We start from the raw sequence: 26552 nt of genomic DNA, 5'->3' as shown, positions 1-26552 counted from the left end.
CACCATGCAGAGCCCGCTTTTCGGCTACACCGAGGTCCAGACCGAGGACCAGTACGCACTCCAGAACCCGTACCTGCTGCGGGTCAGGCTCGACGGCCGCACCGACTGCCTGGCCCGCAAGGGCGCCATGGTCGCGTACCAGGGCCTGATCGAGTTCGACGGCGAGTACCAGAGCCACGCCCAGCGCTCCGCCCGCCACCGCACCGGTGAGGGTCTGGACCTGATGCGCTGCTCCGGGCAGGGCACGGTCTATCTGGCCAACCTCGCCCAGCACGTCCACGTCGTCGACGTGGACCAGGAGGGCCTGACCGTGGACGGCGCCTATGTGCTGGCGCTCGACTCCGGACTGCACTGGGAGGTCATCTCCGTCGACAGCCAGTTCGGCATCTCCGGCAGCGGCGCCTACAACCTCAACATCACGGGGCACGGCAAGGTCGCGCTGATGACCTCGGGCAAGCCGCTGCTGATGCCGGTCACCCCGGACAAGTACGTCTCCGCCGACTCCGACGCGGTCGTCGCCTGGTCGTCCTCGCTCCGGGTGCAGATGCAGGCCCAGACCAGCTCTTCGGGCGTCTGGCGGCGGCGCGGCAACACCGGTGAGGGCTGGGAGCTCAACTTCCTCGGCCAGGGCTACGTCCTGGTGCAGCCCAGCGAGCTGATGCCGCCGCAGAACGCCCAGCTCGGCGGGGGCGTCGCCGCGCAGTACGGCTTCGGCCAGCAGGGTGCGCACGGCATGAACCAGGGCAACATCTTCAGCAACCGCTGAGCGCCCGCCGCGGGTCCCGCCCCGCGCGCCGCCTCAGAGCAGCGCGCGGGTGCGGGCCAGCAGCGTCCGGACGGAACCGTCCGCGACGTCGGCGACCTCGTCGTAGGAGTACCACTTCAGGTCCAGCGACTCCTCGCTGATCTCCTCCACCGCGCCGGGCGGGGCCACGGCCGCGTACTGCACGTCCAGGTGCCAGGCGCACGGCGTCAGGTGACGGTCGAGGTTGACCGGCTCGGGGCGCAGCAGGGCGAGCCCGCGGATACCCGACTCCTCGACACCCTCGCGGAGCGCGGCCGCGGCCAGCGAGGTGTCCTCCGGTTCGCAGTGACCGCCCATCTGCAGCCACATCCCGAGCTTCTTGTGCAGGGTCAGCAGCACCCTTCCGCGCTCCGGGTCCACCACCAGGGCGCTGCCCGTGAGGTGTCCCTCGGCGCAGGCCTTCCACATGCCGTCCGGATGCTCCTGCAGGTGCGCCAGGTAGGTCTCCCGGAGCCGCTCCTGGCCCGCGTCGGGCGCGGACCAGTCCTTCAGGACGCGCACCGCGTCGTCGTGCAGACTCACTTCTCGTCGTCGCCCTTGCCCTCGTCGGTGCCGTCGCGTCCGTCCTCGTCCCGCGGGACGTCCTGCACATGACCGCCCGCGGCCTCGCCGAGGATCTTGTCGAGTTCGGAGAAGTCCAGCTGCTCGTGGTGGACGAAGCCGTCGGGGTCGTCCAGGTCCGCGGCGGTAGGCAGCATGTCCGGGTGGGCCCACAGCCCGTCGCGCCCGTCGACGCCGCGCGCGTCGGTGAGCGAGGCCCACAGCCGGGAGGCGTCCCGCAGCCGGCGGGGCCGCAGCTCCAGGCCGATCAGCGTGGCGAAGGTCTGCTCCGCGGGGCCGCCGCTCGCCCGGCGCCGGCGCAGCGTCTCGCGCAGCGCCCCGGCCGACGGCAGGTGCGGGGCGGCGGCCGCGTGCACGACCGCGTCCACCCAGCCCTCGACGAGGGCGAGGGCCGTCTCCAGGCGGGCCAGCGCCGCCTTCTGCGCCGGGGTGTCCTCGGGCTGGAACATGCCCTGCTGCAGGGCGTCCTGGAGCGCCTCGGGGTTCGACGGGTCGATGTGGCCGACCGCGTCCTCCAGCTTCGCGGTGTCCACCTTGATACCGCGGGCGTAACCCTCGACGGCGCCGAACAGGTGTGCCCGCAGCCACGGCACGTGGGCGAACAGCCGCTGGTGCGCCGCCTCGCGCAGCGCCAGGTAGAGCCGGACCTCGTCCTGCGGCACGCTCAGGCCCCGGCCGAAGGACTCCACGTTGGCGGGGAGCAGCGCGGCCTTGCCGGCCGGGCCGAGCGGCAGGCCGATGTCGGTCGATCCCACGACCTCACCGGCGAGCGTGCCCAGCGCCTGCCCGATCTGGGTGCCGAACATGGCGCCGCCCATGGAGCGCATCATGCCCAGCAGCGGGCCGGCCATGGCCTGCATCTCCTCGGGCAACACGTCGCCCATCGCCGTGCCGACGCGCTCGGCGACCGGGTCGACCAGCTCCTTCCACACCGGAAGGGTCGCCTCGACCCACTCGGCGCGGCTCCACGCCACGGCCGAACCGGCGCCGGAGGGCATCGACGTCACCCCGTCGAGCCACAGGTCGGCCAGCCGCAGCGCCTCCTGGACCTTGGCCCGGTCCGCGGGGCCCACACTGACGTCCTTCGAGCCCTCGGGCGTGCCCTGGGCCACCGTCTGGCGGGCGATGTCCTTGGCCATCTCCCAGTTCACCGGGCCGCCCTCGTACGAGAGCATCTGGCCCAGCTGCTGGAAGGCCGCGCCCAGGTCGTTGGGGTTCAGCGAACCGAACATCGCGGCGAAGGGGTTGTCCCCGCCCGGTCCGCCGCCGAAGGGATTCGCGCCGCCGAAACCGAAGGGATTGGCCGGACCCCGGGAGCTGTCGCCGGAACCGCCCGGCTTCTTGCCGTCGTCCCCTTCCTCGGGCTCCTCGGGAGGGACTCCGAATCCGAATGGGATGTCGCTCACGGTTTCCTCGGCTCTGTGTGTTGTGGGCTGTACCTCCAGCCTAGACACCCGTCAGGCAGGATGGCTGCGTACGGACCGCGGTTGCGGACCGCGCACCCGGTACCAGAGACAACCGTGGGAGACACCTGGTGAGTTCCCCAGAACCGACCGTTCGCCCAGAGCGGAGCGGCGGCCGGGCCCCCGCCGGGCCCGTGGTCGCCGTCACCGGCGCCGCCTCCGGCGTCGGCCTGCTGCTGGCCCTGCGGCTGGCCGAATCCGACCAGGTCAAGAAGGTCGTGGCGATCGACGAGCGCCGCGGTGACGTTCCCGGCGCCCAGTGGGCTGTGCTCGACGTACGCGACCCGGCGATCGCCGAGCGGCTGCGCGGCGTGGACGTCGTCGTCCACCTCGCGCTCGACCTGGACCTGGAGTCCGACCCCAAGGCGCGCAGCGCCTTCAATGTGCGCGGCACCCAGACGGTGCTCACCGCGGCGGCCGCCGCGGGCGTGCGGCGCGTGGTGCTGTGCACCTCGGCCATGGTCTACGGCGCCCACGCGGACAACGACGTCCCGCTCGCCGAGGACGCGCCCCTGCGCGCCACCGCGGAGGCGTCGTTCGTGGGCGACCTGCTGGAGATCGAGCGGCTCGGCAAGCGGGCCCCCCGTGCCCACCCCGGCCTGAACGTGACGATCCTGCGTCCGGCCGTGCTGGTGGGCGGCACCGACACCGCGCTCACCCGCTACTTCGAGTCGCCGCGCCTGCTGGTGGTGGGCGGCAGCCGCCCCTGCTGGCAGTTCTGCCACGTGGAGGACCTGGTGACGGCGCTGGAGCACGCGGCGCTGGAGAAGGTCGACGGCGAGATGGCCGTGGGGTGCGACGGCTGGCTGGAGCAGGAGGAGGTCGAGGAGCTCTCGGGCATCCGGCGCATGGAGCTGCCGCCCGCCGTGGCGCTCGGCGCGGCCTCCCGGCTGCACCGGCTGGGTCTCACGCCCTCCCCGGCGGGCGACCTGGCGTACACGATGCATCCCTGGGTGGTCAGCGGCAGCCGGCTGCACGAGTCGGGCTGGCGGCCGAAGTGGACCAACGAGGAGGTGCTGGCCGTCCTGCTCGAGGAGGTCTCCGGCCGCAACTCCGTCGTCGGGCGGCGCCTGGGGCGCAAGGACGCGGCCACGCTCGGGGCGGCGGGCGCGACGGTCGCCCTGGTCGGCACGGCGGCGATGGTGCGGAGGGCGCGCAGGCGCCGCGGTGTCTGAGCGTCGCCGCGCGAACTCGCTCCGGAAGGGGGTTTCCGCATGACGGGCGATGGGGCAGCATGAGCCGCATGGCACAGACGCACGACGAACCCCTCCGGCTCCTCGCGATCCGGGACACCGAACTGTCCGTGGACGAGGTCTTCCGCGCGGTGGGGCACGACTCCGCCGGGGGCACCGCGCTGTTCGTCGGCACGGTCCGTGATCACGACGGCCCCTCGGGCGCCGAGGTGACCGGGCTCGGCTACTCGGCGCACCCCAGCGCGGAGGCGGAGCTGCGCCGGGTCGCGGAGAAGGTGGCCGCGGACTTCCCGGTCAGGGCACTGGCCGCCGTCCACCGGGTGGGCGAACTGCGGGTCGGCGACCTCGCGGTCGTCGTGGCGGTCTCCTGCCCGCACCGGGCCGAGGCCTTCGCCGCCTGCCGGAGGCTGATCGACGACCTCAAGCGCGAGGTCCCGATCTGGAAGCACCAGGCCTTCGCCGACGGGACCGAGGAGTGGGTCGGAGCCTGCGCCCACTGACCACCGGGCGCGCGGTCCCCCACCGGCCTCCCCACTGGGTGGCCCACCTGCGGTTGCGTAACCTGCGACCCGCTCTGAACGTTGTAGCAGCAGAAGATTAGTCTGCTCATAGTTCTTGATCGGCATGCGCGTCCAGGAGGCCGAAGTGGCAGCGCTCGCATGGTTGCTCATCCCGCTGGTCGCCGCCGTCGCCGCGGCCGTCTGGGGAAGCTGGGCGGCGCGTACGCGCTCCACGGGGGACGGTGCCTCGCTCGCCGACTACGAGCGCTTCCGCGAGGCGATGCAGCGCACCGGATCGGGCGGACCGGCCTGAGGGCCCACGGGGCGGCTGACGGTCACGTACCGTACTGTCGTTCCATGCCACGCCGCACCGCGACGCTGCTCGCATCGACCCTGACCCTGATAGCGCTGCTGTGTGTCGCGCTGCTGTGGCGCGTCCCGTACGCGGAGATGTCACCGGGGCCCACGGTGAACACGCTCGGGTCGCACGGCGGGGATCCGGTGCTGCAGATCTCGGGGCACAAGACGTACCCGACCAGCGGTCACCTCAACATGACCACGGTGCGGGTGACGAGCGCGGACTACTCGATGAACCTGGTCGAGGCGGTCGTCGGCTGGCTGGCGCACGACCAGAAGGTCGTCGAGCACGACACGCTCTACCCCAAGGGGCAGACGGCCGAGCAGGCCGACCAGGAGAACGCCGAGGAGTTCACGCAGTCCCAGGACAGCGCGAAGGTCGCGGCGCTCGACGAGCTCGGCATACCCGTCGGCTCCCGGGTGATCGTCTCCGCCGTGGTCAAGGGCGCCCCCGCCGAGGGCGAGCTGCACGCGGGCGACGTGGTCAAGGCCGTGGACGGCCGGCCGGTGAAGGTGGCGGGCGACGTCGCCGAGCTGGTCACCAAGCACAAGGCGGGGCAGAAGGTGGTGTTCACCGTCGTGCCCAAGGGTGCGAAGGGCGACGCCACCCGGGACGTGACCATCACTACGGCGAAGTCGGACGACGACGGCGCGGCCCGGGCGGTCGTGGGCATCCAGGCCGGGGTCGAGCACACCTTCCCGTTCAAGATCGACATCAAGCTGGCGGACGTCGGCGGCCCGAGCGCCGGCCTGATGTTCGCGCTGGGGATCGTCGACAAGCTCACCCCGGAGGACCTCACCGGCGGCAAGTTCGTCGCGGGCACGGGGACGATCGACGACCAGGGCAAGGTCGGCCCCATCGGCGGCATAGACATGAAGACCATCGGTGCCCGGGAGAAGGGTGCCGAGTACTTCCTCACCCCCGCTGACAACTGCGCGGAGGCGGCGGCCGACACCCCGAGCGGCCTCACCCTGGTCAAGGTGAAGACCATCGACGACGCCCTGGACGCGCTCAAGGACATCCGCGAGGGCCGCACGTCCGCCCTGCCCTCCTGCACGAAGGGCTGAGCCCGGCGCGTCCGCACGGTCCGACGGCCCCGGGGCACTCTCCCCGGGGCCGTCGGCGTCAGTCCTCGAAGGTCGCCGCCAGGGCCTCGGCAAGCCCCGGCACCAGTGCGGAGCCGGTCAGTACCTCGGTGGGGGAGTCCTTCTCGCGCAGCCGTACCGCCGCCTCCCGGGACCCGTCCCGCAGCACGCCCACGGTCATGCGGACCTCCTGGCGGTCGGGGTGCGCGGCGACCCAGCGGGCCAGCGCGGCGTCGTCGAGCCCCTGCGGGATGGACTCCTCCGCGGACGGCGGCAGCATCAGCCGCTCCACGGTGAGCGCGCAGCCGCTGACGACGCCCGGCCAGGCGATGGTGGCGAGGAACTCGTCCAGCGCGGCACCCGCCGGAAGCTCGTCCTGCTCGATCGGGGTCAGCCCGGCGGCTGTCTGGTCGCCGAGGCCGAGTTCCTCGGCGAGCTTCGGTTCCTGTGTGCGCAGCGCCGCGGTGTCGACCAGGGCGAAGAGCCGGGCGGGCTGGTCCCAGCCCAGGCCGGACGCGTAGTCGTCGATCTCCAGGACGGCACGGGTGAGCGGGTTCGCGGCGAGCGGCGCACCCTCGGACGTGATGTTGGACATGCCCAATATCCTGCCTGTTCTGTGACCCGCATCCCCAATCGGGAGCCTTGGGGAACTGAGTAAACGCTGAGTAAGTTGCATCAGTGGGCGCCGGGACGGCGTCCGACGGAGACCGACACTTCGAGGTGCGCACCTTGGTATTCCAGATGCCGGACCGTGGCGGGGGTCCGCACGGGCCACGGATCAGAGTGGGCCGCCCGTCGCGGCGAGCCCGGACACTGCTGATGACCCTGGGCGTACTGGCCGTGCTGGCCATGGCGTTCGTCATGTTCGCGGGCTTCTGGTCCGACTGGCTCTGGTACCGCTCCGTCGACTACTCCTCGGTCTTCACCACCACACTGTGGACCAAGATCGGCCTGTTCTTCGTCTTCGGCCTGCTGATGGCCGCGGCGGTCGGCGTCAACGTGTACCTGGCGCACCGGCTGCGGCCGCCGCTGAGCGCGATGTCGATGGAGCAGCAGAGCCTCGACCGCTACCGGATGGGCATCGCCCCCTACAAGAAGTGGGTGCTGCTCACCGTCTGCGCCCTCGTGGGGCTGATCGCGGGCGCGTCCGCCTCCAGCCAGTGGCGCACATGGCTGCTGTGGACGAACTCCACCCCGTTCGGGACCAAGGACCCGCAGTTCCACGTCGACATCTCGTTCTACGCCTTCGACCTGCCCTGGTTCCGCTTCCTGCTGAGCTTCGGCTTCGCGGCCGTCGTGCTCTCGCTGCTGGCGGCGGCACTCGTGCACTACCTGTACGGGGGCCTGCGGATCACCTCCCCGGGCGGCCGGGCCACGGCGGCGGCGACCGGGCACCTGTCGGTGCTCCTGGGACTGTTCGTCACCCTGAAGGCGGTCGCGTACTGGCTGGACCGGTACTCCCTGGCGGTGAAGTCCGGCAACCTCAGGTCGGGCGACTGGACGGGTCTGCGCTATGTGGACGCCAACGCCTATCTGCCGGCCAAGACGATCCTCTTCGCCATCGCCATCATCTGCGCGCTGCTGTTCTTCGCCACCCTGTGGCGGCGCACCTGGTCGCTGCCGCTGATCGGCTTCGGCCTGATGGTGCTGTCGGCGATCCTGATCGGCGGCCTGTACCCGGCGATCGTGCAGAAGTTCCAGGTGCAGCCCAACGAGGCCGCCAAGGAGCAGCCGTACATCCAGAAGAACATCGACGCCACCCGTGAGGCGTACGGCATCGACCACACCGATGTGACGGACTACACGGGCACGAGCAGCGACGCCAAGGAGAAGCTGCGCAGCGACGCCGACACGGCGGCGTCCATCCGCCTGCTCGACCCGAACGTGGTCTCGCCGACCTACCAGCAGCTGCAGAAGGTGCGCGGCTACTACGCCTTCCCGTCCACGCTGGACGTCGACCGCTACACGATCGACGGCAAGGAGCAGGACACCGTGGTGGGCCTGCGGGAGCTGAACCTGGAGGGCATCCCGCAGCACAGCTGGATCAACGACCACTTCAAGTACACGCACGGCTACGGCATGGTGGCCGCCAAGGGCACCACCACGACGGCCAGCGGCGAGCCGGACTTCACCGAGTACAACCTGCCGACCAAGGGCGACCTCGGGACGTACCAGCAGCGGATCTACTACGGCGAGCAGACCAAGCAGTGGTCGATCGTCGGTGACAAGAGCACGCCGGAGATCGACTACACCGACGACAACGGTGAGAAGCCGTACACGTACACCGCCAAGAGCGGTGTCGGCCTGAAGAACCCGGTGACCCGGCTCGCCTACGCGGTGTCCTTCGGCGAGCCGCAGATCTTCTACTCGGGCGCCGTCGGCGACGACTCGCAGATCCTGTACAACCGCATGCCCAAGGAGCGGGTCGAGGCGGTCGCGCCCTGGCTGACGATCGACGGCGACTCCTACCCGGCGGTCGTGGACGGCCGGATCGTGTGGATCGTCGACGCCTACACGACGAGCAACGGCTACCCGTACTCCTCGCGCACGACGCTCGGCGACACCACCGCGGACTCGCTGACCGACGGGCAGCGCGCCGTGCTGGCGCAGCAGAACCAGGTCAACTACATCCGCAACTCGGTGAAGGCGACCGTCGACGCGTACAGCGGCAAGGTCACGCTCTACCAGTGGGACACGAAGGACCCGGTGCTGAAGACCTGGATGAAGGCCTTCCCGGACACCGTCCAGCCCAAGACGGCGATCGACGACGCGCTGATGGCGCATCTGCGCTACCCGCAGGACCTGTTCAAGGTGCAGCGCGAGCTGCTGACGCGCTACCACGTCACCAAGGCGTCGACCTTCTACAGCGGCAGTGAGGTGTGGGCCGTGCCCAACGACCCGGCCGCCAAGACCGGGAAGTCGGTGCCGCCGTACTACCTGAGCCTGAAGATGCCCGGCCAGAACGACCAGGCGTTCTCGCTCACCACGACGTTCACGCCGAACAAGCGCGAGAACCTCAGCGCCTTCATGGCGGTCGACGCGGACGCGAAGAGTCCGGAGTACGGCGCGATCAGGGTGCTGAAGCTGCCGTCGAACACCACGGTGTCCGGTCCGCAGCAGGTGCAGAGCCAGTTCAACTCCGACCCCAATGTGGCGGAGAAGATCAGGCTGCTCAAGGGCGGTGACTCGGAGGTCGAGTACGGCAACCTGCTGACGGTGCCCCTCGACGGCGGGCTGCTGTACGTGGAGCCGGTCTACGTCCGCGGCGCGGGCACCAACTACCCGCTGCTGAAGAAGGTCCTGGTGAGCTACGGCGGCCAGACCGAGTTCGAGGACACGCTCGGGCAGGCGCTCGACGCCGTCTTCGGATCGGACGGCGGGGAGCCCGTGACGCCGCCGGAGACGGGCGGCGGCGGGGGCACCGAACCGCCGGCCGCGGGCAACCCGACGGTCGCCCAGGCCCTGGAGGACGCCCAGCAGGCGTACGACGCGGGTCAGAAGGCGCTCAAGGACGGCGACTGGGGCGCGTACGGCCAGGCGCAGAAGGATCTCGCCGACGCGCTGAAGCGCGCGAAGGACGCCGAGCAGCAGGCGGAGAAGACGGGCTGACGGGACCCATCCCGCGTCGTGGTACTGTTGGTGCACCGACGCGGGGTGGAGCAGCTCGGTAGCTCGCTGGGCTCATAACCCAGAGGTCGCAGGTTCAAATCCTGTCCCCGCTACTGTTGGAGAGGGCCCGGAGTCAATAGACTCCGGGCCCTTTCACTTGTTGGGGGGAACTCCTTTCCCCTGAGGTTTCGGCAGGCATCCTGTCGGGAAGTCGACAAAACGCTGTAGTGACCTACGAAGTGACCGACTGGGATCGGCAGAACCTGCAGGTTTGCCGCATACCAGGTGTACTGCGGGTACGGGTGATGCGACGATGGACCTCATGGGGGATGGTGCAAGGCTGCTGAACACTCGTCAGATCCGGGATACCGGGTCCGCGGGGCGGACGACCGTGCCCGCGGCCGGGACCGCGCTCGTGCCTGCCGTCGCCGACCTGCTGCCCGGTCCGCGGGTGGGCGGTCTCGACGACGAGCGCCTCATCGAGTCCGAACTCCCCGACGAGGAGACCCTGGAGGCCCGCGAGGAGGCCGAACTCGAGGCACGCCACCGGCGGGCCGCCGAGCACGGCGACATCGGGGCCATGAGCGTGCTGGGCACCATGCTGCTGCGCCGCGGCGATCTGGAGGGCGCCGAGCCCCATCTGCGCGGCGCCGCCGCCGGAGGGGACCGTCCCGCCGCCAACAACCTGGGCCTGCTGCTGCACCAGCGCGGTTACGCCGAAGAGGCCGCCGCATGGTGGCGGATCGCCGCGGTCGCCGGCTCCGCCGCGGCCGCGCACGCGCTCGGCAGGCACTTCCGCGAGCGCGGCGACGAACCCGGGGCGGAGTACTGGCTGCGCCAGGCCGCCGAGTCCGGGCACGCCCTGGGCGCGTACGCGCTGGCCGACCTCCTGGACCACCGGCGTGACGTCGGCGCCGAGCGCTGGTTCCACGCCGCCGCCGAGCACGGCCACCGCGAGGCCGCCTACCGGCTCGCCCGCATCTGCGCCGAGCGCGGCGAGGAGCGCGAGGCCGAGCAGTGGTACCGGCAGGCGGCGGCCCGCCGGCACCGCAGGGCCGCCCTGCGGCTCGGCACGCTCCTGGAGGAGCGCGGCGAGTTCGAGGAGGCCAAGCGCTGGTACCTGACCGCCGCCCGCGACGGGGAGCCGCGCGCCGCCTGCGCGCTCGGCTTCCTGCTGCGTGACGCCGGCGACGTCGACGGCGCCGCCACCTGGTGGCGGCGGGCAGCCAACGCGGGCGACGGCAACGCGGCCAACGCCCTGGGCGCACTGCACGCCCAGGAGGGCGAGACCCAGACCGCCGAGCGCTGGTACCGGGCGGCCCTCGACGCGGGGGACGTCAACGGCGCCTTCAACCTCGGGCTGCTCTGCGCCGGCCAGGGGCGCACCACCCAGGCCGAGCAGTGGTACCGCAAGGCCGCCTACACCGGGCACCGCGAGGCCGCCAACGCGCTGGCCGTGCTGCTGCTGCAGCGCGGCGACGCCGCGGGCGCCGAGCCGTGGTTCTCCAAGGCCGCGGAGGCGGGCAGCGTGGACGCCGCCTTCAACCTCGGCATCCTGTACGCCGGGCGGGGCGACGACGCCACCGCGCGGCGCTGGTACGAGCGCGCCGCGTCCAGCGGGCACGGCGAGGCCGCGCTCCAGGTGGCCATCGCCCTGCAGAAGGAGGGCGACACGCACGGCGCCGAGCGCCACCTGCGCTGCGCCGCGGGCAGCGGCAGCCCGGAGGGCGCGTTCCGGCTCGGGGCGCTGCTGGACGCCCAGGACACGCCGGAGGCCGCCGCCGAGGCCGAGGAGTGGTACGCCCGCGCCGCCGGCCAGGGGCACCGCCGCGCCCAGGTGCGGCTCGGCATGTGCGCCGCCAAGCGCGGGGACGTCGTCGACGCCGCCCACTGGTACCGCGAGGCCGCCGAGGGCGGCAGCCGCAACGGGGCCTTCAACCTCGGGCTGCTCCTCGCCCGTGAGGGCGCGGAGCCGGAGGCGGCCCTGTGGTGGACCCGCGCCGCCGACGCGGGCCACGGACGCGCCGCGCTGCGGCTGGCGCTGCTGGCCGCGCGGCACGGACAGCTCGCGGACGCCCAGGCGTGGTGCGCCCGCGCCATGGAGTGCGGCCCCGCCGAGGTGGCCGAGCGGGCGGCCCGGCTGACCGACGCCCTGGAGCACGAACTCTCCGCGTGAGAAGCGATTTGCGCTGCTCAGCCCAGGGAGGTTAGTCTTAGGGCACAACGACGCGGGGTGGAGCAGCTCGGTAGCTCGCTGGGCTCATAACCCAGAGGTCGCAGGTTCAAATCCTGTCCCCGCTACTGAAGAGAAGGGCCCGGAAGCCATGGCTTCCGGGCCCTTCTCTTATGCGTTCGGTACAGCCAAGGCATGGTTCGGGCAAAAGGGTGCCGACGGTCCTGGGCCGGCCGGCGCCGGCGCGCGATCCTGAGGGCAGGCCCTCAGGCGGCGCGAGGAGGCGGGGTGCTTCGCAGGCGGCGTAAGCGGCGGCCGACGGAACTCAGGGATGTGACGCGGTGGGGTCGACTGTGCGCGGCCGCGGACGTGGAGGAACTGCTCCGTGAGCTGCGTGGCGCCGCGGATGACGAGGACGCCGCCTACGACCGCGCGGCGGCGCTGAAGGCGCTGGCCGCGGCGCCGCCGCGGTTGTGGGTGCTGCTGGACCGTGCCGCGCGGCTGCAGGACGCCGCACCACCGGCGCCCGGCGACAGCGAGCCGCTGCGGTTGCTGCTGGCCGCGATGGACCGGGACGGGCGGACCCGCCAGGCAGCCGTGGAGGAGCTGGCGGTGCACGGCGGGCCGCTGGTGGCGTCGGCCCTCGCGCTGCGCACGGCGGACTGGGTGGACCAGGTCCGCGACCCGGCCCTGGCGGCGCTGCTGCGCCGTACCGCCCCGGACGAGGCCGCCGCGGCCGTACGGCTGCTGCTGAGGCTGCGCGGACGGAGCCGCGCCGCGCACACCCCGGAGGCGTACCGCGGGGTGCTGGCGGCCCCCGAGGCCCGGCGTGCGGTGCGTGCGCTGGCGGCCGACGCGGACCCGCTGACCCGGCGGTTCGGGGTCGAGCTGGCGTTGCAGCTGGGGGAGTTCGTCCGCGGCGACCTGGTGCGCACGGCACTGCGCGACCCGGACCAGGTCTGCCGCAGGCTGTGCGCCGAGCGGCTGCTGCAGATGGACCCGGACCAGGCGGGGCGCCTGCTGTGGGCCCGTTCGGCGGCCGTGCGGGAGCTGGCGGTCGCGGCGCTGCCGGACGACGTGCCCGCGGCCCGGCTGACGGCGCCGCTGGCCGACCCGGCGCGGATCGTCCGCGCCCAGGCCCGCTGGCGGCTGTACAGCAGGGGCGAGCCCCCGGCCCTGGCGTACCGCAGGCAGCTGCTGCGCTGCGGCCCGCAGAGCCCGCCGCGGCTGGTGGCCGGGCTGGTGACGGGGCTGGGGGAGTGCGGGGACGCCTCGGACGGACCACTGGTGCTGCGGCTGGCGCGCGAGGTGCGCGCCCCGTGGCCGCCGGTGGTGCGCCGGGCCGCGGTGCGCGCGGCGGGCCGGCTCGTCCCGCGGGAGGGGCTGGTGCGGCAGTTGGCGTCGCTGGCCGTGGACCCGGACCCCGGGGTGGCCAGGGAGGCCTTCGAGGCGCTCTCCAAGGTGGCGGGACAGGTGCCGGTGGAGACGGTGTGGGTGGGGCGCACCCGTCCGGAGCCGGCGGTGCGCAAGGCCGCGGAACGCGTGCGGCGGGCGGCCCAGCGTCAGGCGCAGGCGGGGCACAGGCCCCGGTAGGTGACCTCCACCTGGGAGACGGTGAAGCCAAAGCGTTCCGCGTCGGGGAGGTCCGCCATCGGGTCGCCGTGCGGGTGGACGTCCCGGATGGTGCCGCAGCCGGAGCACACCAGGTGCTGGTGCGGCCGGTGGGCGTTGGGGTCGTAGCGCTTGGCGCGGCCGTCGGTGGCGACCTCTATGACCTCACCGAGCGACACCAGTTCACCCAGGGTGTTGTAGACGGTCGCGCGGGAGATCTCGGGCAGCCGGGCCGCCGCCCGCGCGTGCACCTCGTCGGCGGTCAGGTGGACGTGGTCTCCGTCCAGGACCTCGGCCACGACGCGCCGCTGCGCGGTCATGCGCCACCCGCGGCCGCGCAGTCGTTCCAGCAGGTCACTCATTCCAGTTCACCTATCAGTGGGATGCGAACAGCTTAACAGTGACAGTCCGTGTTCCGACCGGGTATGAGTTTGGGGCTCTTCTTGACTTGGACTCTGTCTATCGTAGGATCGCTTCCGGCGAAAGCCACGGCACAGCACCAACCCAGGGAGAGGCACGTGACGGTTCAGGAGACCGGCCCGCTGACCACGGAGGCGGGCGCCCCGGTCGCGGACAACCAGAACAGCGAGACCGCGGGCCTGGGAGGGCCGGTCCTGGTCCAGGACCAGCAGTTGCTGGAGAAGCTCGCCCGCTTCAACCGCGAGCGCATCCCGGAGCGCGTGGTGCACGCACGCGGCGCCGGCGCCTACGGCACCTTCACCGTGACCGCGGACGTGACGAGGTACACGCGGGCGAAGTTCCTCTCCGAGGTCGGCAAGCAGACGGAGACCTTCCTGCGCTTCTCCACCGTCGCGGGCAACCTGGGCGCGCCGGACGCGGTGCGCGACCCCCGGGGCTTCGCGCTGAAGTTCTACACCGAGGAGGGCAACTACGACCTCGTCGGCAACAACACCCCGGTGTTCTTCATCAAGGACGCCGTCAAGTTCCCCGACTTCATCCACACCCAGAAGCGCGACCCGTACACCGGCTCCCAGGAGGCGGACAACGTCTGGGACTTCTGGAGCCTGTCACCGGAGTCGACGCACCAGGTGACCTGGCTGTTCGGCGACCGCGGCATCCCCGCGAGCTACCGCCACATGAACGGCTACGGCTCGCACACCTATCAGTGGACCAACGAGGCGGACGAGGTCTTCTGGGTCAAGTACCACTTCAAGACGGACCAGGGCATCAGGAACCTCACCCAGGGCGAGGCCAACCGGATCGCCGGTGAGGACCCCGACTCCCACCAGCGCGACCTGCGCGAGGCCATCGAGCGCGGCGAGTTCCCCAGTTGGACCGTGCAGGTGCAGATCATGCCCGCGGCCGAAGCGGCGGGCTACCGCTTCAACCCGTTCGACCTCACCAAGGTGTGGCCGCACGAGGACTATCCGCCGATCGAGATCGGCAGGCTGGAGCTCAACCGCAACCCGCAGAACGTCTTCGCCGAGGTCGAGCAGTCGATCTTCTCCCCGGCGCACTTCGTGCCCGGGATCGGCCCGTCCCCGGACAAGATGCTGCAGGGCCGGCTCTTCGCCTACGGCGACGCCCACCGCTACCGCGTGGGCATCAACGCCGACCACCTGCCGGTGAACCGCCCGCACGCGACCGAGGCGCGCACCCACGGCCGCGACGGCGCGCTGTACGACGGCCGCCACGGCGGTGCCAGGAACTACGAGCCGAACAGCTTCGGCGGCCCGGCGCAGACCGGCCGCCCCCTGTGGTCGGCCACCGCGGTCACCGGGTACACCGGCAACCACGAGGCGCCCTCGCACGCCGAGGACGACGACTTCGCGCAGGCCGGCGACCTCTACCGGCTGATGTCGGAGGAGGAGAGGGAGCGCCTGGTCGCCAACCTCTCCGGCTTCATCGCCAAGGTGTCGCGCGACGACATCGCCGAGCGCGCGATCGCCAACTTCCGCCGTGCCGACGAGGACTTCGGCAAGCGGCTGGAGGCCGCCGTCCAGGCCCTGCGCGGCTGACCGGCGTCCGTCCCACAGGCCCGGAGGGGGCCGGGTGCGTCCAGGCACCCGGCCCCCTCCGATCCACGTCCGGCCCGGCCGTCAGCCGGTGAGGGCCGCGTGCGCGGGCTGCCAGCAGCGCACGATGTCACGTACGGAGACCATGCCGACCGGGTTGCGGTCGTCCAGCACCACCAGGTGCCGGAAGCCGCCGCGCACCATTGCGGCGGCGGCCTCTTCGAGGGTCCACCGGGGCGCGGCGAAGACCACGTCGGTCGTGGTGTGGGCGGCGGCGAGTTCGTGGTCGGGGTCGAGCCCCGCGCCGATGGCGTTGAGGATGTCGCGCTCGGTCAGGATGCCGAGACCGCAGGTGTCGGGATCGAGTACCACCGCCGCGCCCACCCGTCGGGCGGACATCAGCCGGGCGGCCTGGCGGAGGGTGTGGGCGGGACCGACCGTGAGAACGACCGTGCTCATGGCGTCGCGTACGAGCATGGGATACCCCTCGGGCTGCGTCGTGGCCGTCTTGAGAACAGTTTCACAAATGCACAAGCTCACGCATTCTCATGTTCACATGCGCCGCGGTCCGCAGCAAGGGGCGTGCGGAGTGTGATCGGTAGTGTGAGGGGGCGGTCGGTTACGGGCGGTTCAGGAAGGCGAGCGTCTCCTCGTGCAGCAGCCCGTTGGACGCCGCCGCGTTCCCGCCGTACGGGCCCGGCGTCCCGTCCAGGCTGGTGAAGCGCCCGCCGGCCTCGCGCACGATCACCTCGTTCGCCGCCATGTCCCACAGGCTCAGTTCGGGCTCGGCGCAGATGTCCACCGCGCCCTCGGCGACCATCATGTACGGCCAGAAGTCACCGTAGGCGCGCGTCCGCCAGCAGGACCGGGTCAGGTCGAGGAAGCCGTCCAGGCGGCCCTGCTCCTCCCAGCCGCTGAGCGAGGAGTACGCGAACGAGGCGTCCGCCAGCCGGCTCACCTGCGACACCCGCAGCCGCGTGGCGGAGGCCAGGCTGCGACCGGTGTAGGCCCCGCCGTCCTTCACCGCCCACCAGCGGCGCCCCAGGGCGGGCGCGGACACCAGGCCGACCACGCCCTCGTCGCCCCGCTCCCCGCGCACCATCAGGGCGATCAGGGTGGCCCACACGGGCACCCCGCGGACGTAGTTCTTGGTGCCGTCGATCGGGTCGACGATCCAGCGCCGCGGGCCGCTGCCCTCCGTGCCGTACTCCTCGCCGAGCACGGCGTCGCGCGGCCTGGCCCGGCCGAGCTGACTGCGGATCAGCTCCTCGGCGCGCTTGTCCGCCTCGCTGACCGGCGTCATGTCGGGCTTGGTCTCGACCTTGAGGTCCAGGGACTTGAAGCGCTCCATGGTGGCGGCGTCGGCGGCGTCGGCAAGGATGTGCGCGAGGCGCAGATCGTCGTTGAAGTCCGGCATGAAGCGAACAGTATCGATCGTGGGAGGTCGAGGTCACGCAGGGAGCGCGGGGAGGGTTGACACCGGCCGACGGCGCGTCAATTCTGGCCCCACAGCTCCCTGAGGCCGCTCGGTACCGCTCGAGACCGCTCGAGACCTTGGAGGCGACCGTGCCGACAGCGCGTGAATCGCTCCTGGACGCCGCGCTGTCCGCACTGGGCGCCCGGTCGTGGGCGACGGTCAGGATGGTGGACGTCGCGACCACCGCCGGGGTGTCGCGGCAGACCCTCTACAACGAGTTCGGCACCAAGGAGGGGCTCGCGCGGGCCCTGGCGCGGCGGGAGGCCGAGGCGTTCCTGGCGGGCGTGGAACGCGCCCTGGACACCGCCGGGCGGCAGGGCGCCGACGCCGGCGACTGCTTCGCCGCGGCGACCGCCTGGACCCTGCACAGCGCCCGCCGCAGCCCGCTGGTGCGCGCGGTGCTCACCGGCTGCCGCGGGGACCGGGTGCCGGCGGCGGCCGTCGTGCCGGTGCCGGTGCCGCGGCTGCCGGGTCGGCGACCGCGCAAGGACGACACCCCGATCGCTCCGGCCGAGCTCCTCGACGCGTTCCGGGCGCGCGCCGTGACCGTGCTGGGGCGGCGCTTCCCCAAACTGGACCAGGCCGAGGCCGACTGGGCCTGCGGGACCGCGGTGCGCGTCACCGTCTCCTACGTCCTCGCCCCCGCGGCCTCCGACGAGGAGGTGTGCCGGCGGGTCGCCCGGCTGGTCCGGGGACTCCTCCAGCGCGGCTGGTGACGGGCGCGAACCGGCACGGGCGCGAACCGGCACGGGGGCGGGCCGGCGAGGGTACGTGGTTGATGGATCAGTGGGTGGAGCCGGAGAGTTGGAGTCCGATGACGCCCATGACGACCAGGCCGATGGAGATCAGCTTCAGGGTCGAGACGACGTCACCGAGGAAGGCCATGCCGTAGATCGCCGTCCCGGACGCCCCGATGCCCGTCCACACCGCGTACGCGGCCCCGACGTCGAGCTTCTTCAGGGCGAGCGTGAGCAGGCCGAAACTGCCGAGCGCGAAGGCGCAGAACGCGATGGTCGGCCACAGGCGGGTGAACCCGTGGGAGAGTTTGAGGCAGACCGCGAAGCCGGTTTCGAGGAGTCCGGCGACCACCACGAGGAGCCAGGCCATCGAGCGCCCTCCCGTTTCCGTCTGTCGATGAGCGATCATCACACAGCATGCCCGGAAATGGCTCCTCAGTCCCCTTCCTTGCGCTCACGCGTCGCGAGCAGGCGCCGCAGCGAGAACAGCCGGGCGGGTTCGGCGTGTCCGTCGGCCACCCAGGCGTCCAGCGCGCAGTCGGGTTCGTCGTGGCTGCAGGCGCGCGGGCAGTCCGCCGTGCCGGGCTCGAGGTCGGGGAAGGCGTGGATGACCCGGGACGGGTCGATGTGGGCCAGGCCGAAGGAACGCACGCCGGGGGTGTCAATGACCCACCCCTCGTCGGCCGGCAGCGGCAGCGCCAGTGCGGAGGTCGTGGTGTGCCGGCCGCGGCCGGTCACCGCGTTGACGTGGCCGGTCGCGCGCTGCCGCTCCACCAGTGCGTTGACCAGGGTGGTCTTCCCGACGCCGCTGTGCCCGACGAAGGCGGTGACGCGGCCCTTGAGGTGCTCGCGCACGGCCTCCGTCGCCTCGGCGTCGAAGTTCTCGTGACTGGTCACCACATAGGGGACGCCCAGCGGGGCGTACGTCTCCAGCAGGGGTTTGGCGGACGCGAGGTCGGACTTGGTGAGCACCAGGAGCGGTTCGAGCCCGGCGTCGTAGGCGGCCACCAGGCAGCGGTCGATGAGCCTGGGCCGCGGCTCGGGGTCGGCGAGGGCGGTCACGATGGCGAGGCGGTCCGCGTTGGCGACGACCACCCGCTCGTAGGGATCGGTGTCGTCGGCGGTGCGGCGCAGCACCGAGCTGCGCTCCTCGACGCGCACGATCCGCGCGAGGGTGTCCTTCTCGCCGGTCAGGTCGCCGACGATGCCCACCCGGTCGCCGACCACGATCCCCTTGCGGCCCAGCTCACGGGCCTTCATCGCGGTGATCGTGCGGTCCTCGACGAGGCAGGTGACGCGGCCCCGGTCGACGGTGAGGACGAAGCCCTCCTCGGCGTCCTCGTGCTTGGGCCGGATGCTGGTGCGGGGACGGTTCCCCTTGCGGTTCGGGCGGACCCGGACGTCGTCCTCGTCGGTGTGCTTGCCGTAGCGCCGCATGGTTCAGGCCCGGACCGGGGACGCGGGGGCCGCCGGTGCGGCACCCAGCATGGCCGTCCACATCTCGGGGAAGTCGGGGAGCGTCTTGCCGGTGGTCGCGACGTTCTCGACCCGGACGCCGTCGACGGCCAGGCCCAGGACGGCGCCCGCGGTGGCCAGCCGGTGGTCGTCGTAGGTGTGGAAGACGCCGCCGCGCAGCGTCCGCGGCCGGATGCGCAGTCCGTCCTCGGTCTCGGTCACGTCGCCGCCGAGTTCGTTGATCTCCTTGCTCAGCGCGGCCAGCCGGTCGGTCTCGTGCAGCCGCAGGTGACCCACACCGCGCAGCACGGACTCGGAGTCGGCGAGCGCGGCGACCGCCGCGATGCCGGGGGTGAGTTCGCCGACCTCCGACAGGTCGGCGTCGATGCCGTGGATGCGGCCGGAGCCGGTGAAGACCAGGCCCGTGTCCGTCAGCTCGCAGGAACCGCCCATGCGGGTGAACAACTCGCGCAGTGCGTCACCGGGCTGGGTGGTGCGGTGCGGCCAGTCGGGGATGACCACGCGGCCGCCGGTGACCAGCGCGGCGGCGAGGAAGGGCTGGGCGTTGGAGAGGTCCGGCTCGACGGTGAGGTCGACGCCGAGCAGCGCGCCGGAGTCGACCCGCCACACGTTCGCCTCGCCGCCGTTCTCCGGGGTGTCGACCTTGGCGCCGGCATGCCTCAGCATCTCCACCGTCATCCTGATGTGCGGCAGCGACGGCAGCGTCGGGCCGGTGTGCCGTACCTCGACGCCCTGGTTGAAGCGGGGGCCGGACAGCAGCAGGGCGCTGACGAACTGGGAGGAGGAGGACGCGTCGACCGACACCTGACCGCCGTCCAGCGCCCCACCGCCGTGCACGGTCAGCGGAAGCGCGCCGCGGCCCTCGTCGTCGATGCGGGCGCCCAGGGTGCGCAGCGCGTCGATGACCCCGCCCAGCGGGCGCTCGTGGCTGCGGGGGTCGCCGTCGAAGTGCACCGGGCCGTCGGCGAGCGCGGCGACCGGCGGCAGGAACCGCATCACCGTGCCGGCGTTGCCGACGTCGACCGTGGCCGGCCCGTGCAGCCCCGCCGGGATGACCCGCCAGGCCTCGCCGCCGTAGGGGTTGACGACCTCGTCGATCTGCACGCCCATGGCGCGCAGCGCGTCGGCCATCAGCACGGTGTCGCGACTGCGCAGCGGACGGCGCAGCCAGCCCGGCTCGGAGGCGAGCGCCGCGAGCACCAGGGCGCGATTGGTGACCGACTTCGATCCGGGCACGGTGACCGTCGCGTGGACGGGGGCGGACGCGAGCGGCGCGGGCCACAGGGCGGTGTGCGCGGGGTTACCGGTCATGCCCCCAAGCGTAGTGGCTCAAGGAGAAGGCGAATCGCTCACAAAGCGGACGAAACCTCAAGGAAACAGTAACCCGCCCGCAAGGGCTACAGCCCCACCAGCCAGCGGCCGCCGCCGAACAGCGACAGCAGCGCCACCGCGTAGAACAGCACCATCCACAGTGCCGCCGGGGTGTGGGTCAGCCGGGCCAGCTGGTCGGCGTCCGAGCCCGGAGCCGCACCGCCGTGCCGCTTGCGCTGGAGTTCCAGCACCGGCCGCACACCCCCGAACAGCAGGAACCAGACCACGAGGTAGGCGAACGCCGCCTGGACGGCGGGCTCGGTCAGCCAGGACACCAGCAGGAAGAGGCCGCCGGTCAGGAACACCGTCAGCACCCCGTACGCGTTCCTGATCATCACCAGCATCACCAGCAGCAGGGCCGTCGCCCCCCACAGCAGCGCCGTGATGTGGCCCGCCGCGAGAAGCAGGGCCCCGCCGAGGCCCAGCAGGGACGGGGCGGTGTACCCGGCCGCCGCGGTGAGGATCATGCCGAGGCCGTACGGCTTGCCCCGGGAGACGGTCAGGCCCGAGGTGTCCGAGTGGAGCCGGATGCCCTGCAGGCGGCGGCCCGACAGCAGGGCGACCAGGCCGTGTCCTCCTTCGTGGGCGATCGTGATCGCGTTGCGGGACAGCCGCCACAGAGCGTGCGGCAGGACCGCGGCCAAGGCGACGGCCGCGGTGACGCCCACCAGCCAGGACGAGGGCGCGGGCTGGGTGCCGAGGATCGAGTCGATGAGCTGCACGGTTCCGCACCATACGATGTCCGGCCGTGTCCGCGCCGTGGCAATCTGGCACTCATGTGCGGTCGATATGCAGCGAGTCGGAGGCCCGAGGAGCTCGTCGAGGTGTTCGACGTGCAGAAATGGGATCCCACGGAGGCGCTGGACGCCAACTGGAATGTCGCGCCCACCGACACCACCTACGCGGTGCTGGAACGGCCGGACAAGGAGACGGGCGAGATCGTCCGCCAGTTGCGCGCCCTGCGCTGGGGGCTGGTGCCGAGCTGGGCGAAGACGCCCGACGTCGGCGTCAAGATGATCAACGCGCGGGCCGAGACCGTCCACGAGAAGGCCTCCTACCGCCGACCCTTCGCCTCGCGCCGCTGCCTGCTGCCCGCCGACGGCTACTTCGAGTGGGTCACCGGCAGGGACGAGCGGCAGCTGGAGGAGCAGGGGAAGAAGAAGCGGACCCGCAAGCAGCCGTACTTCGTCACCCCCGTCGACGGCTCGGTCTTCGCGATGGCCGGGCTGTACGAGTTCTGGCGCGACCGCACCCTGCCCGACGAGCACCCGCGCGCCTGGTGGGTCACCTGCACCGTCATCACCACGGAGGCCTGGGGCGAGCCCTTCGCCGACGCCGACGAGCACCCCGGCGGCCCGCGCTCCCTGGCCGAGATCCACCCGCGCATGCCGCTGTGGATCACCCCGGACCACTGGGGCGACTGGCTCGACCCCACGCGCACCGACGTCGAGGACCTGCGCGGGCTGCTCGCGCCGCCGGCGGCCGGCCTGCTGCGCGTGCACCCCGTGCGCACCGAGGTGAGCAACGTCCGCAACAACGGGCCGGAGCTGGTCGAGCCGATCGAGGCGCCCGAGGAGGCGACGCTGTTCTGACCGCCCGCGGTGTCAGACTGGCCGCTGTGAGCGAGATCATGGAGACCGTGCCGACGCCCGTCGGGGACGCCCGCGTCACCTGGCACCGGGCCCGTCGGCCCCGCGCCGTGGTGGCGCTGGGCCATGGCGCGGGAGGCGGCGTCGAAGCACGCGACCTGCGGGCCCTGGCCGCGGCACTGCCGCCGCACGGCTGGACGGTCGCGCTGGTGGAGCAGCCCTGGCGGGTGGCGGGCAGGAAGCTGGCGCCCGCGCCGAAGACCCTGGACACCGCGTGGACGGCGCTGTGGCCGGCGCTCGCGCGGCCCGGTCTGCCGGTGGTCGCGGGCGGCCGCAGCGCGGGCGCCCGGGTGGCCTGCCGTACGGCGGCGGAACTGGGCGCGGTGGCGGTGCTGGCGCTGTCCTTCCCGCTGCATCCGCCGGGGAAGCCGGAGAAATCCCGCGCGGACGAGCTCTTCGGGGCGTCGCTCAAGGGCGTGCACCTGCTGGTCGTCCAGGGCGGGCGCGACCCCTTCGGCCGCCCCGAGGAGTTCCCCGAGGGGTACGAGCCGGTCGGGGTGCCCTTCGGCGACCACGGGTTCGCGGTCCCGAAGTCGGCGGACCTCACCCAGGAAGGAGCACTGAGCGTCATCACCGACGCGGTGCTGGGCTGGCTGGAGGAACTGCCCCCGCTTCGGGAATGAGCGGTGCGCGGCCCGTGTTGTGCCAGGCGTCCGCACGAAAGAACGTACGCACAGTGAGGAAGGCAGCCGGATGGTCAGAGCCGAGTGCCGCGCGCGTGCCGAGGCACCGTACCTGTCGTGGCCGGAGTGGCCGTCGACGGGCGGGGCGAACAGGAACAGCGCGCCGATCCCGACCGGGATATCCTCCGATGGCGTGGGGTCCGCTTACGGCCCCGTGACCGTCGTGGAGGAGGTGGGTCCGGTCAGCGGCAACGACGACAGCCCGTCCGAGGTGCCTGAGGTGCAGGTGACTCCGGAGTCCGACGTCGAGCGCAGCGCGCGCTTCGAGCGGGACGCCCTGGAGTACCTGGACCAGATGTACTCGGCGGCGCTGCGCATGACCCGCAACCCGGCCGATGCCGAGGACCTGGTGCAGGAGACGTACGCGAAGGCGTACGCGTCGTTCCACCAGTTCCGTGAGGGCACCAACCTGAAGGCGTGGCTGTACCGCATCCTCACCAACAGCTTCATCAACTCCTACCGCAAGAAGCAGCGCGAGCCCCAGCGCAGCGGCACGGAGGAGATCGAGGACTGGCAGCTGGCACGCGCCGAGTCGCACATGTCCACGGGCCTGCGCTCCGCCGAGTCCCAGGCCCTGGACCACCTGCCCGACTCGGACGTGAAGCAGGCTCTGCAGGCGATCCCGGAGGAGTTCCGGATCGCGGTCTATCTTGCCGACGTCGAGGGCTTTGCCTACAAGGAGATCGCCGACATCATGGGAACCCCCATCGGTACGGTGATGTCCCGTCTGCACCGTGGGCGGCGGCAGCTGCGTTCGCTGCTGGAGGACTACGCGCGGGAGCGCGGGCTCGTCCCGGCGGGCGCGGGAGACGAGAAGGGCTCGGGCACATGAGCTGCGGCAACCCGCATGAGACGGACTGCTCCGAGGTACTCGAACACCTTTACGAGTACCTGGACAACGAGATGTCCGACGACGCCTGCGCCAAGTTCAAGCAGCACTTCGACGAGTGCCACCCCTGCTTGGAGAAGTACGGCCTCGAGCAGGCCGTCAAGAAGCTGGTCAAGCGCTGCTGCGGGCACGACGACGTGCCCACGGACCTGCGCTCCAAGGTGCTCACGCGGATCGAGCTGATCCGCGCCGGCGAGGTGGCGCCGGTACCGGAGCCGGCCGACGGCGGCAGCGCGCCGACCGGTTCGCCGACCGTCTGACGCGCACGGCGCCGGCAGGTCACCCGGGATCACCCGAAGGCGGGAATCGCGGCCGCTCGCCCACCGGGCGGCGGCCGCGCCCCTAGCCTCGGTGGGGTGCGTGCGAAGCGGGCGGTCCGGATGCTCCCCGCGGCGGCGCGGGTCTACATCCCGGTCGTCGTCGTGTCGGCCTGCGGCGCCCTCGTCACCGGCCCCCACGAGGGCACCCCCTGGGCGACCGCCGCCGTGCTGGCGGCGCTCTACGCGGCGGGGGAACGCACGGGGGCGGCACTGCCCCCGGTGCTCTTCGCGGCCGCGCTCCTGCTTCCCCCGGGCGCGGCCGCACTCGTCGCCGTGCCCGGCGGCCTGCTCGCGCCCGTCCGGGGCGAGCCGCGGACGGTGCGCCGCGTCTGGCACGCCGCGCAGCTCGCCCTGGCGACGGCCGCCGCGGCCCAGGTGCGCACCGCCTTCGGGGACGGCCCCTTCACGCGGCTGCCCGGACTGCTGGTGCCCGCGCTCGCGGCCGTCCTCGCCTTCTGCCTGTTCTCCGCCGCGCTCACCGCCGGCGTGCTGATCACCGCCGAACGCACCGCCCCGCCGGCGGCCTGGCGCGAGGCGCTGCTGGAACCGCTCGCCCCCCACCTGACCTACGGCCTGGTGGGGCTCATGGCCGCGGTGCTCTGGCAGGGCCCGTACGGGGCGGTGGCCGCGGTCCTCGCCCTCCTGCCGACGCACATCGCGCGCTGGGTCGTGGGCCAGGCCCGCCGCGAACGGGCCGCGCACCAGGCGACGGTCCGGGCGCTGGTGCAGGCCGTGGAGATCAAGGACCGCTACACCCGGGGCCACAGCGAGCGCGTCGGGCGGGCGTCGGCACTGATCGCGCGCGAGATCGGACTGCCGCCCGAGCGGGTGGAGGCCCTGCGGCTGGCCGGCATCCTGCACGACATCGGCAAGCTCGGGGTGCCCACCCGCGTGCTGCGCAAGGACAGCCCGCTCACCCCCGAGGAACGGCGGATCATCGAGCTGCACCCCGGCTACGGCCACGAGATGGTGCGCGGCATCGCCTTCCTCGACGACGCCCGCACCGCGATCCTCCACCACCACGAACGCCTCGACGGATCCGGCTACCCGTACGGCCTGGCGGGCGAGGCCATCCCGTCCTCCGCGCGGCTGGTGGCCGTGGCGGACGCCTTCGACGCGATGACCTCCACCCGCGCCTACCAGGCCACCCGCGGTGTCGACGACGCGCTGGGGGAGCTGCGCCGCTGCGCCGGCAGCCACTTCGACCCGCTCATGGTGCAGGCCCTGATCCGCGCCGTGCGCCGCGAGGGCTGGAACCCGGCGGTCACCGCCGACGAGCCCGAACCCTTCGCCCCCGCCCAGGCCAGGCGCCACGCCCGCCGCGAGGCCGCCGCGCGCCCCACCCCCGAGCCGCGCCCGTGAGCGCCCCCGGACGCCGCGGCGGCGGGGACCACCGGCGTCACCGCAGACGCACGCCCTCCGTCGTCTTCGCCGTCCACGGGCTCGCGCTCGCCGTGGGCGGCGCCGCGACGGCGTGGACGGCGGTGCACGGTGTCGCCGATCCCGCGGCGGCCGCCGCCTTCGGGGCGCTGGTCGTCGTCGGCGAGGCCTTCCGGATCCCGGAACCCGAGGGCCGGGAGGCCGCCCCCGTCGCCTTCGCCGGGGCCCTGGCGTACGCGCTGCTCGCGGCCGAGGCGGTGGCGGTCGTGGTGGCGGTCTCGGCCGCAGCGGTGGTCGCCGGGCAGCTGAGGGGAGCACCCCGCGACGCGGCGGCGCGGCGCGTGCTGACGGTGGCGTTCGCCGCCGCCACCGCGCAGCCGCTGTACGGCGGCAGCGGCGGCCATCCGGGGTACGCCGTCCTGCTGCTGGCCAGCACGATCCTCTGCGACGCGGTACTGGCCGCCGTGCTGGGCACCGCCCGCACCGGGCATCCCTTCGCCTCGGTCCTGCGCGACGAACTGGCCGTCCTGCCGGGCGTCGGCTCGGCCGTGTGCGCCGGCGGGGTCGTGCTGGCGCAGGCCGAGCAGGCGGCGGGACTGTGGGCGCTGCCCGTGTGCGGGGTCCCGCTGCTGCTGACCCAGACGGCCTTCCGGCGGCACGCGGCGATCCGGGCCACCCACCGGGAGACCATCGCCTCGCTGGCCCGGGCCACCGAGGTCGCCGGTTACACCCCGGTGGGGCACGCCCGCCGGGTCAGCGCGCTCAGCCACGCCATGGGCCGCGAACTCGGCCTGGGCGGAAAGGCGCTGGCGGCCCTGGAGCACGCCGCGCTGATGCACGACATCGGCCAGCTCTCCCTCGTCGACCCGGTGCCCGGCGGTGCCACCTCGTCCCTCGATCAGGTGGAACGCCGGCGCATCGCCCTGCTCGGGGCGGAGGTCGTACGCCGGACGGGTGCCCCCGAGGAAGTCGCGCGGATCGTGGAGGGACAGGCCGATCCGTACCGGGACCAGCCGCTCGCGGGACGCATCGTGCGTACGGCCAACGCCTACGAGGACCTGGCCGGGGGCGGTACGGCCGTGGGCCGGGGGCTGCAGGCGCTGGAGCGGTTACGCCTCGATACCGCGCACGAATACGACCCTCGGGTGGTTGAGGCGCTGACCAGGGTCGTTGCCCGTGCCGGGGCGTGAACCCACCGGTAATGAGCGGGCGCACCAAGGGGCATGGTTGGATGCC

General features: G+C 72.6%; 26 protein-coding genes and 2 tRNA genes. 18 read left to right on the top strand and 10 right to left on the bottom strand.

Annotated elements, in window-relative coordinates:
• Window positions 1-4 precede the first annotated feature (4 nt).
• Window positions 5-766, top strand: coding sequence for an AIM24 family protein (locus PV342_RS28235; RefSeq protein ID WP_018561535.1), 762 nt, complete (start codon window positions 5-7; stop codon window positions 764-766).
• Between the two features lie 33 nt (window positions 767-799).
• On the opposite strand, the gene PV342_RS28230 is transcribed toward PV342_RS28235, so the two are convergent.
• Window positions 800-1327, bottom strand: a complete 528-nt coding sequence (locus PV342_RS28230; RefSeq protein ID WP_329185824.1) for an NUDIX hydrolase — start codon at window positions 1325-1327, stop codon at window positions 800-802.
• Window positions 1324-2772, bottom strand: coding sequence for a zinc-dependent metalloprotease (locus PV342_RS28225; RefSeq protein ID WP_500319102.1), 1449 nt, complete (start codon window positions 2770-2772; stop codon window positions 1324-1326). The genes PV342_RS28230 and PV342_RS28225 overlap by 4 nt, the downstream gene beginning before the upstream one ends.
• Before the next feature lie 128 nt (window positions 2773-2900).
• Here PV342_RS28225 and PV342_RS28220 point away from each other — a divergent pair, with 128 nt between their 5' ends.
• The 4 genes from PV342_RS28220 to PV342_RS28205 all read left to right on the top strand — a co-directional run bounded on the left by PV342_RS28220 (window position 2901) and on the right by PV342_RS28205 (window position 5947).
• The gene (locus tag PV342_RS28220) at window positions 2901-4004 is read left to right on the top strand and encodes an SDR family oxidoreductase (protein ID WP_361009040.1); all 1104 of its coding nucleotides are present in this window, start codon (window positions 2901-2903) and stop codon (window positions 4002-4004) included.
• A gap of 59 nt (window positions 4005-4063) precedes the next feature.
• Complete coding sequence (locus PV342_RS28215; RefSeq protein ID WP_026251449.1) at window positions 4064-4522, top strand: molybdenum cofactor biosynthesis protein MoaE; 459 nt, start codon at window positions 4064-4066, stop codon at window positions 4520-4522.
• 145 nt (window positions 4523-4667) lie between these two features.
• Window positions 4668-4835, top strand: coding sequence for a hypothetical protein (locus PV342_RS28210; RefSeq protein ID WP_018561540.1), 168 nt, complete (start codon window positions 4668-4670; stop codon window positions 4833-4835).
• 44 nt (window positions 4836-4879) lie between these two features.
• Entirely contained in the window at window positions 4880-5947 is a 1068-nt protein-coding gene (locus PV342_RS28205; protein WP_361009042.1) for a YlbL family protein, read from the top strand.
• Between the two features lie 58 nt (window positions 5948-6005).
• On the opposite strand, the gene PV342_RS28200 is transcribed toward PV342_RS28205, so the two are convergent.
• Window positions 6006-6560 (bottom strand): PPA1309 family protein, encoded by a 555-nt coding sequence (locus PV342_RS28200; RefSeq protein ID WP_386994043.1) that lies wholly within the window; start codon window positions 6558-6560, stop codon window positions 6006-6008.
• A gap of 146 nt (window positions 6561-6706) precedes the next feature.
• Here PV342_RS28200 and PV342_RS28195 point away from each other — a divergent pair, with 146 nt between their 5' ends.
• The 5 genes from PV342_RS28195 (at window position 6707) to PV342_RS28175 (ending at window position 13340) form a co-directional block, all read left to right on the top strand.
• Complete coding sequence (locus tag PV342_RS28195; protein WP_500319137.1) at window positions 6707-9574, top strand: UPF0182 family membrane protein; 2868 nt, start codon at window positions 6707-6709, stop codon at window positions 9572-9574.
• Window positions 9575-9613: 39 nt separating this feature from the next.
• Window positions 9614-9687: transfer RNA gene (locus PV342_RS28190), tRNA-Met, on the top strand.
• 200 nt (window positions 9688-9887) lie between these two features.
• Window positions 9888-11750, top strand: coding sequence for a tetratricopeptide repeat protein (locus tag PV342_RS28185; protein ID WP_391577649.1), 1863 nt, complete (start codon window positions 9888-9890; stop codon window positions 11748-11750).
• 51 nt (window positions 11751-11801) lie between these two features.
• Window positions 11802-11875: transfer RNA gene (locus PV342_RS28180), tRNA-Met, on the top strand.
• Between the two features lie 205 nt (window positions 11876-12080).
• Window positions 12081-13340 (top strand): HEAT repeat domain-containing protein, encoded by a 1260-nt coding sequence (locus PV342_RS28175; protein WP_500319100.1) that lies wholly within the window; start codon window positions 12081-12083, stop codon window positions 13338-13340.
• On the opposite strand, the gene PV342_RS28170 is transcribed toward PV342_RS28175, so the two are convergent.
• Window positions 13310-13720 carry a Fur family transcriptional regulator gene (locus tag PV342_RS28170; RefSeq protein WP_329185812.1) on the bottom strand — a complete coding sequence of 137 codons (411 nt, stop codon included), beginning with the start codon at window positions 13718-13720 and terminating at the stop codon, window positions 13310-13312. The two genes, PV342_RS28175 and PV342_RS28170, sit on opposite strands and share 31 nt — an antisense overlap.
• Window positions 13721-13876: 156 nt before the next feature.
• Between PV342_RS28170 and PV342_RS28165 the strand changes: the two genes are divergently transcribed.
• A complete protein-coding gene (locus PV342_RS28165; protein ID WP_386994037.1) occupies window positions 13877-15337 on the top strand; it encodes a catalase in 1461 nt (486 codons plus the stop codon).
• Between the two features lie 81 nt (window positions 15338-15418).
• On the opposite strand, the gene PV342_RS28160 is transcribed toward PV342_RS28165, so the two are convergent.
• Window positions 15419-15811 carry a CBS domain-containing protein gene (locus PV342_RS28160; protein ID WP_089224055.1) on the bottom strand — a complete coding sequence of 131 codons (393 nt, stop codon included), beginning with the start codon at window positions 15809-15811 and terminating at the stop codon, window positions 15419-15421.
• Between the two features lie 142 nt (window positions 15812-15953).
• Window positions 15954-16751, bottom strand: coding sequence for a histidinol-phosphatase (hisN, locus tag PV342_RS28155; RefSeq protein ID WP_329185808.1), 798 nt, complete (start codon window positions 16749-16751; stop codon window positions 15954-15956).
• A gap of 149 nt (window positions 16752-16900) precedes the next feature.
• On the opposite strand from hisN, the gene PV342_RS28150 reads away from it, so the two are divergent.
• Window positions 16901-17527: a TetR/AcrR family transcriptional regulator gene (locus tag PV342_RS28150; protein ID WP_500319099.1), complete on the top strand. Its 627-nt coding sequence runs from the start codon at window positions 16901-16903 to the stop codon at window positions 17525-17527.
• 67 nt (window positions 17528-17594) lie between these two features.
• Here PV342_RS28150 and PV342_RS28145 read toward each other — a convergent pair whose 3' ends face one another.
• From PV342_RS28145 to PV342_RS28130, 4 genes are all read right to left on the bottom strand, one after another.
• Window positions 17595-17918: a DMT family transporter gene (locus tag PV342_RS28145; RefSeq protein ID WP_018561551.1), complete on the bottom strand. Its 324-nt coding sequence runs from the start codon at window positions 17916-17918 to the stop codon at window positions 17595-17597.
• A 65-nt stretch (window positions 17919-17983) separates the two neighbouring features.
• Window positions 17984-18985, bottom strand: a complete 1002-nt coding sequence (gene rsgA / locus PV342_RS28140; RefSeq protein ID WP_400798525.1) for a ribosome small subunit-dependent GTPase A — start codon at window positions 18983-18985, stop codon at window positions 17984-17986.
• Between the two features lie 3 nt (window positions 18986-18988).
• Complete coding sequence (gene aroA / locus PV342_RS28135) at window positions 18989-20335, bottom strand: 3-phosphoshikimate 1-carboxyvinyltransferase (protein ID WP_400798520.1); 1347 nt, start codon at window positions 20333-20335, stop codon at window positions 18989-18991.
• Window positions 20336-20421: 86 nt separating this feature from the next.
• The gene (locus PV342_RS28130) at window positions 20422-21117 is read right to left on the bottom strand and encodes a M50 family metallopeptidase (RefSeq protein ID WP_329185801.1); all 696 of its coding nucleotides are present in this window, start codon (window positions 21115-21117) and stop codon (window positions 20422-20424) included.
• Window positions 21118-21171: 54 nt separating this feature from the next.
• On the opposite strand from PV342_RS28130, the gene PV342_RS28125 reads away from it, so the two are divergent.
• The 6 genes from PV342_RS28125 to PV342_RS28100 all read left to right on the top strand — a co-directional run bounded on the left by PV342_RS28125 (window position 21172) and on the right by PV342_RS28100 (window position 26506).
• Entirely contained in the window at window positions 21172-21987 is an 816-nt protein-coding gene (locus PV342_RS28125) for an SOS response-associated peptidase (RefSeq protein ID WP_392610417.1), read from the top strand.
• Window positions 21988-22025: 38 nt separating this feature from the next.
• Window positions 22026-22667, top strand: coding sequence for an alpha/beta hydrolase family protein (locus PV342_RS28120; protein WP_037732478.1), 642 nt, complete (start codon window positions 22026-22028; stop codon window positions 22665-22667).
• Window positions 22668-22899: 232 nt separating this feature from the next.
• Complete coding sequence (locus PV342_RS28115) at window positions 22900-23559, top strand: sigma-70 family RNA polymerase sigma factor (protein ID WP_026251453.1); 660 nt, start codon at window positions 22900-22902, stop codon at window positions 23557-23559.
• The gene (gene rsrA, locus PV342_RS28110; protein WP_018561558.1) at window positions 23556-23876 is read left to right on the top strand and encodes a mycothiol system anti-sigma-R factor; all 321 of its coding nucleotides are present in this window, start codon (window positions 23556-23558) and stop codon (window positions 23874-23876) included. Before PV342_RS28115 ends, rsrA begins: the two co-directional genes overlap by 4 nt.
• Before the next feature lie 120 nt (window positions 23877-23996).
• The gene (locus PV342_RS28105; protein ID WP_386994240.1) at window positions 23997-25298 is read left to right on the top strand and encodes an HD-GYP domain-containing protein; all 1302 of its coding nucleotides are present in this window, start codon (window positions 23997-23999) and stop codon (window positions 25296-25298) included.
• Window positions 25295-26506, top strand: a complete 1212-nt coding sequence (locus tag PV342_RS28100) for an HD-GYP domain-containing protein (protein ID WP_018561560.1) — start codon at window positions 25295-25297, stop codon at window positions 26504-26506. Before PV342_RS28105 ends, PV342_RS28100 begins: the two co-directional genes overlap by 4 nt.
• Window positions 26507-26552 lie beyond the last annotated feature (46 nt).

The sequence above is a fragment of the Streptomyces sp. PA03-3a genome (assembly GCF_033792735.1).
Taxonomy (GTDB): Bacteria; Actinomycetota; Actinomycetes; order Streptomycetales; family Streptomycetaceae; genus Actinacidiphila.
This window is presented reverse-complemented; position numbering and strand designations above follow the sequence as displayed.

What these genes read in the sequence shown, in the direction of transcription:
- PV342_RS28235 (WP_018561535.1), top strand. Translation starts at nt 5, where the DNA reads ATGCAGAGCCCGCTTTTCGGCTACACCGAGGTCCAGACCGAGGACCAG.
- PV342_RS28215 (WP_026251449.1), top strand. Translation starts at nt 4,064, where the DNA reads ATGAGCCGCATGGCACAGACGCACGACGAACCCCTCCGGCTCCTCGCG.
- PV342_RS28205 (WP_361009042.1), top strand. Translation starts at nt 4,880, where the DNA reads ATGCCACGCCGCACCGCGACGCTGCTCGCATCGACCCTGACCCTGATA.
- PV342_RS28200 (WP_386994043.1), bottom strand. Translation starts at nt 6,560, where the DNA reads ATGTCCAACATCACGTCCGAGGGTGCGCCGCTCGCCGCGAACCCGCTC.
- PV342_RS28195 (WP_500319137.1), top strand. Translation starts at nt 6,707, where the DNA reads ATGCCGGACCGTGGCGGGGGTCCGCACGGGCCACGGATCAGAGTGGGC.
- PV342_RS28185 (WP_391577649.1), top strand. Translation starts at nt 9,888, where the DNA reads ATGGACCTCATGGGGGATGGTGCAAGGCTGCTGAACACTCGTCAGATC.
- PV342_RS28170 (WP_329185812.1), bottom strand. Translation starts at nt 13,720, where the DNA reads ATGAGTGACCTGCTGGAACGACTGCGCGGCCGCGGGTGGCGCATGACC.
- PV342_RS28160 (WP_089224055.1), bottom strand. Translation starts at nt 15,811, where the DNA reads ATGCTCGTACGCGACGCCATGAGCACGGTCGTTCTCACGGTCGGTCCC.
- hisN (WP_329185808.1), bottom strand. Translation starts at nt 16,751, where the DNA reads ATGCCGGACTTCAACGACGATCTGCGCCTCGCGCACATCCTTGCCGAC.
- PV342_RS28145 (WP_018561551.1), bottom strand. Translation starts at nt 17,918, where the DNA reads ATGGCCTGGCTCCTCGTGGTGGTCGCCGGACTCCTCGAAACCGGCTTC.
- rsgA (WP_400798525.1), bottom strand. Translation starts at nt 18,985, where the DNA reads ATGCGGCGCTACGGCAAGCACACCGACGAGGACGACGTCCGGGTCCGC.
- aroA (WP_400798520.1), bottom strand. Translation starts at nt 20,335, where the DNA reads ATGACCGGTAACCCCGCGCACACCGCCCTGTGGCCCGCGCCGCTCGCG.
- PV342_RS28125 (WP_392610417.1), top strand. Translation starts at nt 21,172, where the DNA reads ATGTGCGGTCGATATGCAGCGAGTCGGAGGCCCGAGGAGCTCGTCGAG.
- PV342_RS28120 (WP_037732478.1), top strand. Translation starts at nt 22,026, where the DNA reads ATGGAGACCGTGCCGACGCCCGTCGGGGACGCCCGCGTCACCTGGCAC.
- rsrA (WP_018561558.1), top strand. Translation starts at nt 23,556, where the DNA reads ATGAGCTGCGGCAACCCGCATGAGACGGACTGCTCCGAGGTACTCGAA.
- PV342_RS28105 (WP_386994240.1), top strand. Translation starts at nt 23,997, where the DNA reads ATGCTCCCCGCGGCGGCGCGGGTCTACATCCCGGTCGTCGTCGTGTCG.